Below are 11760 nucleotides of genomic sequence, written 5' to 3'. Positions count from 1 at the left end.
CTGAATGACCGTCAACCGCCGCCTCTTCCTGGCCGCGAGTGCGCTCGCGACCCCGCTGCTCACCTCCGGCTCGCAGTTCGCCGCGGCCACCCCGGCCAACCCGGCCGCCCAAGCTGCCCAGAGCCGCCCGGTGACCCCGGGAGCCGACCGGCTCGCGGCCGAGGGCTGGCGACGGCTGTCCGGGCGCAGGATCGGTGTGCTGTCCAACCCGACGGGCGTGCTGGCCGGGCGCGACCACATCGTCGACTCGCTCGTCGAAGCCGGCGTCCGGCCGGTCGCGGTGTTCGGGCCCGAGCACGGGTTCCGGGGCAGCGCGCAGGCGGGCGGATCGGAGGGCGACCTCGCCGACCCCCGCACCGGTGTGCCGGTCTACGACGCGTACGGCGCGACGGCCGATGAGCTGGCCGGCATGTTCCGCAAGGCGGGCGTGGACACGGTCGTGTTCGACATCGCCGACATCGGGTCGCGCTTCTACACCTATATCTGGTCGATGTACACGGCGATGGCCGCCGCAGCCCGCACGGGAGCGGCCTTCGTCGTCCTCGACCGGCCCAACCCCGTCGGCGGCGAGGCGTACGGACCGATGCTCGACCCGGCGTTCAGCTCGGGCGTCGGGCTGAAACCGATCGTGCTGCAGCACGGCATGACGGCCGGGGAGCTCGCCACGCTGTTCGACGCCGAGTTCCTGCCCTCCGACGGCGGGCGGCTGGACAGCCTGGACATCGTCGAGGTCCGCGGCTGGCGACGGCGACAGTGGTTCGGCGACACCGGACTCATCTGGACACCGCCGAGCCCGAACGTGCCCACCCCCGACACCGCGCTCGCCTATCCGGGCACGTGCCTGTTCGAGGGCACCGTGTTCTCCGAGGGCCGCGGCACCACGCGGCCGTTCGAGATCCTGGGCGCGCCAGGCGTCGACTGGCGCTGGCGGGAAGCACTCGAGGGCCAAGGTCTTCCCGGTGTGGCGTTCCGGGAGACGTACTTCGTCCCGACATTCGGCAAGTTCCCTGGCCAGACGTGCGGCGGCGTGCAGCTGAGCATCACCGACCCGTACGCGTTCGATCCGATCCGTACCGGCATCGCCCTGCTGGTCACGGCTCGCAAGGTGCACCGCGACCTGTTCGCGTGGCGCGACGACCTGTTCATCGACAAACTTTTCGGCTCTGACCGCCTGCGCCGATTGGTGGACGCCGGAGCGGGTACGGACGACATCGTGGGGTCCTGGCAGAACGAACAGGCCGGGTTCCGACGCGACCGCGAGAAGTACCTCATCTATCGGTAGGGGAGCACGGTGCGGGGCAGAATTGCGGCACTCACCGCGATCTTGGCACTGATGGGGGCCACGGCAATGGCTGCCTCCGGCCCGGGGACCGGGCGATTCGACCAGCCGCGGAGCGGGTTCGCGCCCGAGTCGGTCACGCTGACACCGTCTTCGCCCGAGGAGGCCGGACTCGACCCGCGGCCGATTCGCGACGCCGAACGGCAGCTCAGAGCGTGGACGGCGTCCGACGCCGTCGAGGGCCACCCGCTGTACTCGGGCGGCGCCGGAATTCTGGTGCACAACGGCATGATCGTCGGCCGATTCGCTGCGGGCGGCGCGGTGCGCTTCGACCGCGACGGCAGGGCACTGCCCGCGAACCGGCAGGTCCCCGTGCGCGACAACACGATCTTCGACATGGCCTCGGTGACGAAGCTGTTCACCTCCATCGCGGTGATGCAGCTCGTCGAGCGCGGTGCCGTGCAGCTGTCCTCACCGGTCGCCCGGTACCTGCCCGCGTTCGGTGCCAACGGCAAGGGCTCGGTCACCGTCGAGCAGCTGCTGACCCACACCTCCGGGCTGCCCGCCACCGTCAACCTGTGGGAGGACTACCCGGACCGCAGGTCCCGGATCGGAGCGGTGCTGAGCATCGAGCCGGAAACCGAACCGGGATCGGAGTACACCTACTCCGACCTGAACCTCATCACGCTCGGCGAGCTCGTCGGCCGGGTCACCGGAAAACCCCTGGACCGAGTCGTCCGGGAGGGCATCACCCAGCCACTCGGCATGCGCGACACCGGCTTCAACCCACCACCGTCGAAGCTGCCGCGGATCGCGGCCACCGAGTTCCAGACCGAGCCGGACCGCGGCATGATCCGCGGCGTGGTCCACGACGAGAACGCGTGGGCCCTCGACGGTGTGGCCGGGCATGCCGGCATCTTCTCCACCGTCCGGGACATGGCCGTGCTGGCCCAGGCACTGCTCAACGGCGGTGTCTACGACGGCGCGCGCATCCTCTCCGAGGACAGCGTCCGGGCCATGATCCGCAACCACAACGAGGAGTTCCCCGGTGACGCCCACGGGCTCGGCTTCGAGCTGAACGAGCGGTGGTACATGGGCGGGCTCTCCTCGCCGGTCACCGCCGGCCACACCGGCTACGCGGGCACGTCGTTCGTCATCGACCCGATGTCCCGGTCGGCGGCGATCCTGCTGACCAACCGGGTGCACCCCACCCGCGAATGGGGCTCGGTCAACCCGGCCCGGGAGATTTGGGCCACCGGCTTGTCGCGCGCGCTTGCCGTGCGCCCGAAGGCCGGACGGGACTCGTGGTTCAGCGGCCTCGGAAACGACGGCACCGCGACACTCACCACGCGCTCACTGGGTGCCCGCAACCGTGACGTCACGGCGGAGTTCAATGCGTTTGTCGACACCGAGACGACGGACACGCTCGTTCTCGAGTCGACCACCAACGGCAGCAACTGGGGAACCGTGCCGATGTCGGTACGCGGCCCTGGTGCGCCGACGGAGCCGGTGCGCGAGCTCCGCGGATCCGGTCACCGCTCGTGGTGGACCGTACGCGCCCAGATTCCTCCGGGCGAGAATGTCACTCTTCGTTGGCGATTCACAACGGATGGGAACTACACCGGGCGCGGTGTTCACATCGACGGGATCCGGGTATCCGATGGTTCCCGGGTGATTCTGGACGCCGAACGGCGACCCGAAACGATCAACGCGCAGGGTTTCGTGCTGCGCACGCGCTGATTAGTTGCCAAGTTGTAGCCCAAGCGGGTTAACAAGTCCAACCGGGACCGCGACTTCCTGAGCAACAGGACAGCAGCGGCCTGGGTCGTGGGAACACGCCTTGGTTGCGATCACTCCGGAAGGTGTGGGTAACCTTGTCGCAGATGCCTATGGTTAGTAACTTTCCCACGGCAGAGCCAGCAGGCCCGCCCAACGCGAACGGTGACGACCCGGCTACGGAGAACCCCGCGCAGGAGCGCGACAACGACGGCAGCCCGCTGGTCCGCATCCGTTCCCTGCTGCCTGGACTCGCGCGGGCCGAGCAACGGGTCGCGAAGGTGGTGCTGGACGACCCGTCCGCCGTGGCACGCCGCAGCATCACCGAGGTCGCACTCGCCGCGAACACCAGCGAGACGACCGTCACCCGGTTCTGCAAGGCCATCGGCGTGGGTGGCTACCCGCAGCTGCGTATCGCGCTCGCCGCGGACACCGCCCGGTCGGCCGCACGCTCGACGCGCAACCTCGGCGGCGACATCGCCTATGACGACGACCTGGCCGCCGTGGTCAGCAAGGTCAGCTTCGCCGACGCCCGGGCCGTCGAGGAGACCGCCGAGCAGCTCGACATCGCCGCGCTGGAACGCGTCATCGGCCTGCTCGCCGGCGCGAACCGGGTCGACGTGTACGGCGTCGGCGCGAGCGCGTTCGTCGCCGCCGACCTCCAGCAGAAGCTCCACCGCATCGGCCGGGTGAGCTTCGCGTGGTCGGACACGCACATCATGCTGACCTCGGCCGCCGTGCTCAAGCCCGGCGACGTGGCGGTGGGCATCTCGCACACCGGTGCCACCACGGACACGGTCGAGGCGCTCCGGGCTGCGAAGGAGCACGGCGCGACGACCGTGGCACTGACCAACTTCCCCCGCTCCCCCATCTCCGAGGTCGCCGACCACGTGCTCACCACCGCGGCTCGCGAGACGACCTTCCGCTCGGGCGCGACGGCCAGCCGGATCGCCCAGCTCATGGTCGTCGACTGCCTGTTCATCGGGGTCGCGCAGCAGCACATGGACGAGGCGGTCAAGGCACTCGATGCCACGCGCGACGCGGTCGGCACACACAGGCTAGGGGTCCGTCCGGATGGCAGACGGCGGTCCCGGGAAACCGGCAAATGAGCGAGGCGGTCGATACGGCCGCCCGTTCCGGAGCGGAAACGGTGAGGCCCATGGGAACCCGCACGGGAATCGGCGCTGTACCGGCACAGGTGGTGCATGTCGATTCGCCGACCGAACAGCGCAACCCGCGCACGACCGACATCGACCAGATGTCCACCGCGGGGATCCTCGCCCTGATCAACGCCGAGGACACCCGGGTGCCGCGTGCCGTGCAGGCGGCACTGCCGCAGCTGGCCACGGCTGTCGACTACGCCACCGAGGCGCTGCGAGGCGGGCACCGGGTCCACTACGTGGGCGCGGGCACGTCCGGCAGGCTCGCCGTGCTGGACGCGGCCGAGCTCATCCCGACGTTCAACGTGCCCCCCGACTGGTTCGTCGCGCATCACGCGGGCGGTGAACGCGCGCTGCGGCATCCCGTCGAGAACGCCGAGGACGACGCGTCGGCGGGCGCTGCCGAGCTGAACTCGACGGTGAACGCGGGCGACTTCGTGCTCGGGCTCACCGCGTCGGGCCGCACGCCGTACGTGCTGGGTGCGCTGCAGGCGGCCAAGCGCCGCGGTGCCCGGACCGGTCTGGTCTCGGGCAACCCGGACGCCGTGGTGCCACCCGAGGTCGACGTGCTCATCACGGTGGACACCGGCCCGGAGGCCATCGCGGGCTCCACGCGGATGAAGGCGGGCACGGCACAGAAGATCGTGCTGACCGCGTTCTCCACCGCGACGCTGGTGAAGCTCGGCCGCACCTACTCCAACCTCATGGTCAGCATGCGCGCCACCAACGCGAAGTTGCGTGGCCGCACGCTGCGCATCCTGCGCGAGGCCACCGGCATGAGCACGCAGGACTGCGACGAAGCGCTGACGAAGGCCTCCGGTGACCTCAAGGTCGCGCTGGTTCACCTGCTGGCCGGCGTGGACGTCGAGGTCGCCATCGAGGCCCTCGACGCGGCGAACGGCCACGTCCGCGACGCACTGGAGTCGGTGCGGGCGCAGGCCTGCTGACCGGCACCTGCGAGGCCGAGCCTGCGCGGGCCGGTCGGGCGCTCAGGAGGCGGCGTCGGCGATGCTCGTCGCCTCCCGCGCGCCGGCCTCGAAGGCCTCGCAGGAGAACAGCAGCCAGTCGCGCACGCCGTCGGCGGCTCCGCTCGCGAAGGCCTCCGCCGCCTCGCGGTACCGCTGGGGCCTGCGGAAGTAGCTCACCTCGGGCACCGTGAGCGCCTTCGGGTCGAATCCCGTCGCGATCATGGTCAGCCGGCACGCGGCACGCGCGACCACCCCGTCCGCGGTGCCGAAGGGCCGCAGCGCGAGCAGTTCGCCGTGGACGACGGCCGCCTGCACCGCGCCGGGCACGCTCGTCGCGCCGGTGGTGAGCTGCGCCAGCAGCTCCAGCCGGGATCCGACGCCCGGCTCCTGCCGCGGGCGCCCGAGCGCGTCGGTGTCGTCGGTCAGGTCGGCCGCCGCGAGGACGTGCATCCGGGCCAGCGCCTGCAACGGCGCGCGCCGCCACGTCGGCAGCAGCGACTCGGTGGCCTTCGCGACCCGCAGCGCGCCCGCGAGCACCGGGTCACTGACGGCGCCCTCGTCGGGGATCTCCGGGTCCACGCCCTCGACTCCGGCCGACGCCCGCGCCGCTCGCACCGATGCCTCCGCCGCGGTGGCCGAGCCGCTCCGCAGGTTGGCCCGGTGGCGGTGCACGGCGAACACCGCGTCCTGCGCCGACTTCGCCGCCGCGGCAACGCCGTCGAGCTCCAGCAGCGGGTCGAGTGGGTCGCCGGTGCTCATGCGTCGAGCACCTGACCGTCCCTGCGCACCACCGGCGGTTCCGTCGACCACGGGAAGTTGATCCACCTGTCGGTGCGCCGCCACACGTACTCGCACGACACCATCGACGCCGGCTTCTCGTAGACGACCGCGCAGCGCACCTCGGCCACCGCGTCGGCGCAGAAGTCACGGACGAGCTTGAGGGTGGCGCCGGTGTCGGCGACGTCGTCGGCCACCAACACGCGCGCGCCGGCGAGGTCGACGGCGTTGGGCACCGGCGGGAGCATCACGGGCAGGTCCAGCCGCTCGTTGACGCCCGTGTAGAACTCCACGTTCATCACGTGCAGGTTCTTCACGTCCAGCGCGTAGCCGAGCGCGCCGGCCACGAACAGCCCGCCGCGGGCGATCGACAAGATCAGGTCGGGCCGGAATCCGCTGTCCGCGACCTGCCGGGCCAGCTCACGGCTGGCCGTACCGAACAAATCCCAGGTGAGCTCCTCGCGCTCCGCCATCAACCAACCCTCCGCTACACCGAGTACGCAGAGCATAGGCGGCCCTGGTCGACCGCTCGTCGGCCGCTCGTCGTCCCACGCTTGTCGCCCCTGCGCACTGGCTGCAACCTTTTACCAGGCGTACTAACGTCACTACCGTCGCCGCGGGCGCACCCGAAGATCACGATCAGGAGGCCTTGCACATGACAGAGCAGTCGCCGGCACTCGACAACCTCTTGACCGAGAGCCGTACTTTCCCTCCGAGTGAGGAGTTCGCCGCGGGGGCCAACGCGACCGCCGAGTGGTATGCGGAGGCCGACAAGGACCGGGAGGCGTTCTGGGCCAAGCAGGCGGAGCGCCTGCACTGGGACACGAAGTGGACCCAGGTCGTCGACTGGTCGGACGCGCCGTTCGCGAAGTGGTTCGTCGGCGGAAAGCTCAACGTCGCCTACAACTGCGTCGACCGGCACGTCGAAGCCGGATACGGCGACCAGGTCGCCATCCACTGGGTCGGCGAGCCGGGCGACACCCGCGACATCACCTACGCCGACCTCAAGCGCGAGGTCAGCAAGGCCGCGAACGCACTGACCTCCCTCGGCGTGACCGCACGCGACCGCGTCGCCATCCAGCTGCAGATGATTCCCGAGGCGATCGTCGCCATGCTCGCGTGCGCGCGCATCGGCGCCATGCACAGCGTCGTGTTCGGTGGCTTCTCGCCGAGTGCGCTGCGGCAGCGCGTCGACGACGCGCAAGCGAAGGTGGTCATCACCTCCGACGGCCAGTACCGCCGCGGCAAGGCCGCACCGATGAAGGCCAACGTCGACGAGGCGCTCGCGGGCGCGGAGAGCGTCGAGAAGGTCATCGTGGTGCGCCGCACCGGTGACGACCTCGAGGGCGAGGTGCCGTGGACCGAGGGCCGAGACATCTGGTGGCACGAACTCGTCGACTCCCAGTCCGAGGAGCACACGCCCGAGCCGTTCGACTCGGAACACCCGCTGTACATCCTGTACACGTCGGGCACCACCGGAAAGCCCAAGGGCATCCTGCACACGTCGGGCGGCTACCTGACGCAGGCGGCGTACACGCACCACGCCGTGTTCGACCACAAGCCAGGCAAGGACGTCTACTGGTGCACCGCCGACATCGGCTGGGTCACCGGGCACTCCTACATCGTGTACGGCCCGCTGGCCAACCGCGCCACGCAGGTCGTGTACGAGGGCACGCCGAACACCCCGCACGAGGGCAGGCACTGGGAGATCGTGCAGCAGTACAAGGTCTCCATCTACTACACGGCTCCGACGCTCATCCGGACGTTCATGAAGTGGGGCGCCGACATCCCGGCGAAGTACGACCTGTCGTCGCTGCGGGTGCTCGGTTCGGTCGGCGAGCCGATCAACCCCGAGGCGTGGATGTGGTACCGCGAGCACATCGGCGCCAACCGTTGCCCGATCGTCGACACGTGGTGGCAGACCGAGACCGGCGCGATCATGATCTCGCCGCTGCCCGGTGTCACGAGCGCCAAGCCGGGTTCGGCGCAGCGTCCGCTGCCCGGCATCTCGGCCAAGGTCGTCGACGACTCCGGCACCGAGGTCGGCAAGGGCGGCGGCGGTTACCTGGTGCTGGACAAGCCGTGGCCGTCGATGCTGCGCGGCATCTGGGGCGACGACCAGCGGTACAAGGAGACGTACTGGTCGCGCTTCGCCGAGCAGGGTTTCTACTTCGCCGGTGACGGCGCGAAGTACGACAACGACGGCGACATCTGGTTGCTCGGCCGCGTGGACGACGTCATGAACGTCTCCGGACACCGGATCTCCACGACCGAGGTCGAGTCGGCTCTCGTCTCGCACCCGACCGTCGCCGAGGCGGCCGTGGTCGGGGCGACCGACCCGACGACCGGGCAGGGCATCGTCGCGTTCGTCATCCTGCGCGGCGGTATCGCGGAGGACGAGGCAGGCGGCGAGCAGGCCATTCAGGAGCTGCGCAACCACGTCGCCAAGGAGATCGGCCCGATCGCCAAGCCGCGGCAGATCATGGTGGTGCCGGAACTACCGAAGACGCGCTCCGGCAAGATCATGCGCCGGCTGCTGCGTGACGTGGCGGAGAACCGGGACATCGGTGACGTCACCACGCTCGCCGACAGCTCCGTCATGGACTTGATCTCGAAGGGGCTCAAGTCCGGCAAGGGCGACGAATAGTCCACACGCGACGGGTCCGGTCCACATCCGACAAAGCGGCCTCCACCTCGGACGAAGGTGGAGGCCGCTTTACGTTGTCAGGCTTGGCTTGTCGGCCGATCAGCCGGTGACGTCGAGGTGACCCGGCTGCGGGACCGGGGTCGGAGCCTTGCCGTCCTCGTCGGGACGGGTGCCCGGCATGTCGTCGTCGCCGTCGTCGTCACCACCGTCGCCGTTGTCCGGCGGCGTGGTCGGGTCGCTCGGCTCGCTGGGCTCGGTCGGCTGCGTCGACTCGGTCGGCTCGGCGTCCTTCTCCGTGCAGGTGGCCGACGCGATGTCGATGGTCTGCGTGCTGTTGAGCACGTCGATCGACAGCGCGGTGACGGTCAGCGCGTCGTCGGTCTTCACCTGCTTGTTCAGCGTGATGCTGGCGACGCCCTGCAGCGGCTTGGGGATGACCGCGGTGTTCTCCGGAAGCTGGTCCAGCGCCACCGTCCGGTCACCGACCTTGAGGGTGGCCAGCGAGGTGGAGCCCTGCAGGTTGTCGCACTCGGCCGAGATCAGCTCGAGCCCGATGGTCGGCAGGCCGTTGCCGAGGGCGACCTCCGCCTCGGCGACACTGGCCTTGGCGTAGCCGTTGGAGGCCTCGGCGTTGAGCACACCGGCATGGACCAGCGCGCGCTGGCCGGGCGGCAGGTCGACCGCGAGGAGCGACTCCTTCCCCTCACCCACGACGTGCGGGGTCTTGGGGATCGAGATCAGACCGGTCGCCTCGATGGCGAACGCGGAGTCCTCGGTCTCGGCGGCGGCGGTGGGGGCGAAAGCGATACCACCGGCGAGAAGCGCGGACAGGACGCCGGCACCGAGCGCGGCGGTTCTCTTCTTGGACAAGGACTTACCTTTCGTCATTCACGGTGTTGCAACCGGGTTCGGGCGGGGAAGGTCTGCCGTCAGACGATGTTGACGATCGTTCCGAGCGGCAGCTTGACGAGCTCGTCCAGGGCCTCTTGCGTCACCCTGATGCAGCCGTCGCTGTTGGCCTTGCCAACGAAGCTGTTGTCCGGCCACGTGTGGATTCCGACGGTGCCGGGGCCACCGCCGAACGTTTCGTGCGAATCCGAGTGATAGCTCAGCGGAAGCACGATGGGGCTGTAGGTGTTCACCGTCTCCGCGATGGAGGCGATGATGTACGCACGCCCCTTCGGCGTCGGGTGCTCGTCCTTCCCGATGCCGATGGTCCATTCACCGATCGACTTGCCGTTCTCGGTGATCTCCAGCGAGAAGTCGTCACGGTGCACCGTGACCGCGAAGTCGTTCTGCGCCGATTCGACCGCGTCGTCGGTGGCCTTGATCCAGCCACTGGCCCCGTTGGGCCGGGTCGGCAGGAGGATCTGCGCCCACTCGCCCTCCTCGGCGATCACGGGCACCCAGGTCGGCGAGTTGACCTGCTTGCGCGGCAGTTTGGCGATCGGCTCGCCGTTCACCGATTTGTAGACGACGAGGTCTTTCTTCGGGTGGAGGACCTTGCCGGTGCCCTCGGTCCCGGGATCCTTCGGCGCGTCCGGCAGGTCGCCGTAGGTGGTCGCCTCCGGCAGCTTGGCGAGCTGCTCCTTGCCGACGGCTGCCTGCCCGGCCGCGGCCTGGTCGCCACCTTCCCCGCCGCCACAGGCGGAGACGAGCAGAGCGAACAATGCGACGCTCACGGCCGCGAGCAGCCGGGCCGACCGAGTCCTCCCACGAGGGCGGGAGGTGCCACGTCTATCCATCGATCACGTTCCTGAAGCAACTAGGTACACGGGTGTGCACGGGGTGATGCGCTCGCGGACTTCCCCAGTGATGCCACCGATGGGCACAGTGATTACCGCTCGCGCATGAGACGACCCGCATTGTTATCGCGGGGACAACGGCTGATCAAATTCGTTGGTTTTTGGCGGCACAGCCACGATCAGGGGAAATGGTGCGTTTGCCCAGGTCAGCGTCGACGTCGTGGATCACTCGATCGAGTTATTTGCCAACACTGCGCGCAACAAGGCACTCGACGAAACGTGGCCGTCGCAGGCCGCGGTCGATCATGGCAATGAAGTACCCGAATCGTGATCGAATGGCTCCATTGATGCGATGTGCACCACAAATTCCCCGGAACTGTTAACGCCAATTCGACCGCCCCGCCGAGCACGGGTCGAACGTGTGTTCTACACTACGGAAGCCATTGCCGGACGTCCCGAGGGAGACCCGACCCGCATGAGCCTCGACGCTTCGACCACCCAGGACACCGCGAACGACGCCGGTGAGACCCCCGGCTTTCCGGCGGCCCGGCCGCCGGAAAGCGCCCGGGAGAACACTCCGGAAGCCGCCGAGGAGACCAAGCCGAAGCGCGGCAAGGGGAAAGGCACAAGCGCTCGCAAGACCCGCACCGTCGAACTGACCCTCACCGTCACCGGAACCGCGGACGGGGAGTGGCAGGCCGAGCTCAAGCACGGCAGCAAGTGGGTCGCCCGCGGGCTCGCCGTGCCGGCGTCCGCCGTGTCGCGGGCTGCGAAGGAATTGCACGAGGAGCTGTCCACGCCCATCGACGAGGTCATCAACGCCGCGCGCGAACAGCAGCAGGCACGGGTGGCCGAGCTCGAGGCGCAGCTGGAGCAGGCCAAGAAGCAGCTCGCCGAGCTGGAGGCCTGAGCCCGGGCCGGCTCAGCCGGCCACCACCACGGTCGCCTCGTGCCACACGGGGAAGTTCACCGACCGCGCGATGAAGCAGCTGTCGTGGGCCGGCCCGTGCAGCTCACGGGCCTTGGCCACCATGCCCTCGTCGGCGACGGTCACCGTAGGCCGCAGGACCACGGAGGTGAACTCGCCGGCTCCCGCGGTCTCGGTCATCGTGCCGACGGGCTCGTCGACGTAACCGGTCACCACCACGCCCTGCAGCGCGCACTGCGCGAGGTAGGAGAGCATGTGGCACTGCGCGAGCGCGGCCACCAGCAGCTCCTCGGGGTTCCAGCGGTCCGGTTCGCCGCGGAAGAACGGGTCCGCGGTGCCCGGCAACGGCGGCTTCCCGTCCGCCGACACCTCGTGCTCGCGGCCGTAATCGCGGTAGCCGGAGGTGCCGGTCCCGCGGTCACCCGTCCAGCGCAGCGTCAACCCGTATGTGTGCTCCCGTGGCCTCATGTCGCCTTGATA

General features: G+C 69.4%; 11 protein-coding genes. 6 read left to right on the top strand and 5 right to left on the bottom strand.

Annotation, left to right across the window (positions count from 1 at the left end; genetic code table 11):
• Positions 1-4 precede the first annotated feature (4 nt).
• The 4 genes from ACFSZT_RS06770 to murQ all read left to right on the top strand — a co-directional run bounded on the left by ACFSZT_RS06770 (position 5) and on the right by murQ (position 5162).
• The gene (locus tag ACFSZT_RS06770; RefSeq protein WP_377389332.1) at positions 5-1282 is read left to right on the top strand and encodes an exo-beta-N-acetylmuramidase NamZ family protein; all 1278 of its coding nucleotides are present in this window, start codon (positions 5-7) and stop codon (positions 1280-1282) included.
• 51 nt (positions 1283-1333) lie between these two features.
• On the top strand, positions 1334-3019 hold the full coding sequence (locus ACFSZT_RS06765; RefSeq protein ID WP_377389335.1) for a serine hydrolase: 1686 nt from the start codon (positions 1334-1336) through the stop codon (positions 3017-3019).
• Between the two features lie 149 nt (positions 3020-3168).
• Complete coding sequence (locus ACFSZT_RS06760) at positions 3169-4164, top strand: MurR/RpiR family transcriptional regulator (protein WP_377389689.1); 996 nt, start codon at positions 3169-3171, stop codon at positions 4162-4164.
• Positions 4165-4232: 68 nt separating this feature from the next.
• Complete coding sequence (gene murQ / locus ACFSZT_RS06755; RefSeq protein ID WP_377389691.1) at positions 4233-5162, top strand: N-acetylmuramic acid 6-phosphate etherase; 930 nt, start codon at positions 4233-4235, stop codon at positions 5160-5162.
• 42 nt (positions 5163-5204) lie between these two features.
• Here murQ and ACFSZT_RS06750 read toward each other — a convergent pair whose 3' ends face one another.
• Together ACFSZT_RS06750 and ACFSZT_RS06745 are read right to left on the bottom strand one after the other, a co-directional pair.
• Positions 5205-5942, bottom strand: coding sequence for an oxidoreductase (locus ACFSZT_RS06750; RefSeq protein WP_377389338.1), 738 nt, complete (start codon positions 5940-5942; stop codon positions 5205-5207).
• A complete protein-coding gene (locus tag ACFSZT_RS06745; protein WP_377389342.1) occupies positions 5939-6436 on the bottom strand; it encodes a phosphoribosyltransferase in 498 nt (165 codons plus the stop codon). The genes ACFSZT_RS06750 and ACFSZT_RS06745 overlap by 4 nt, the downstream gene beginning before the upstream one ends.
• 179 nt (positions 6437-6615) lie before the next feature.
• On the opposite strand from ACFSZT_RS06745, the gene acs reads away from it, so the two are divergent.
• Positions 6616-8607 carry an acetate--CoA ligase gene (acs, locus tag ACFSZT_RS06740; RefSeq protein WP_377389345.1) on the top strand — a complete coding sequence of 664 codons (1992 nt, stop codon included), beginning with the start codon at positions 6616-6618 and terminating at the stop codon, positions 8605-8607.
• 99 nt (positions 8608-8706) lie between these two features.
• Here acs and ACFSZT_RS06735 read toward each other — a convergent pair whose 3' ends face one another.
• The gene (locus tag ACFSZT_RS06735) at positions 8707-9477 is read right to left on the bottom strand and encodes a choice-of-anchor P family protein (protein WP_377389347.1); all 771 of its coding nucleotides are present in this window, start codon (positions 9475-9477) and stop codon (positions 8707-8709) included.
• A gap of 59 nt (positions 9478-9536) precedes the next feature.
• Positions 9537-10352 carry a L,D-transpeptidase gene (locus ACFSZT_RS06730; RefSeq protein WP_377389349.1) on the bottom strand — a complete coding sequence of 272 codons (816 nt, stop codon included), beginning with the start codon at positions 10350-10352 and terminating at the stop codon, positions 9537-9539.
• A 475-nt stretch (positions 10353-10827) separates the two neighbouring features.
• On the opposite strand from ACFSZT_RS06730, the gene ACFSZT_RS06725 reads away from it, so the two are divergent.
• Positions 10828-11262 (top strand): DUF6319 family protein, encoded by a 435-nt coding sequence (locus ACFSZT_RS06725; protein WP_377478191.1) that lies wholly within the window; start codon positions 10828-10830, stop codon positions 11260-11262.
• A 12-nt stretch (positions 11263-11274) separates the two neighbouring features.
• Here the strand turns inward: ACFSZT_RS06725 and ACFSZT_RS06720 are convergent, their stop codons facing one another.
• Complete coding sequence (locus ACFSZT_RS06720) at positions 11275-11748, bottom strand: OsmC family protein (RefSeq protein ID WP_377389354.1); 474 nt, start codon at positions 11746-11748, stop codon at positions 11275-11277.
• Between the last annotated feature and the right edge of the window lie 12 nt (positions 11749-11760).

The organism is Prauserella oleivorans, from assembly GCF_042685745.1.
Classification (GTDB): Bacteria; Actinomycetota; Actinomycetes; order Mycobacteriales; family Pseudonocardiaceae; genus Prauserella_A; species Prauserella_A oleivorans.
The sequence above is the reverse complement of the archived record's forward strand: the minus strand, read 5'-3'. Positions and strand labels throughout refer to the sequence as shown.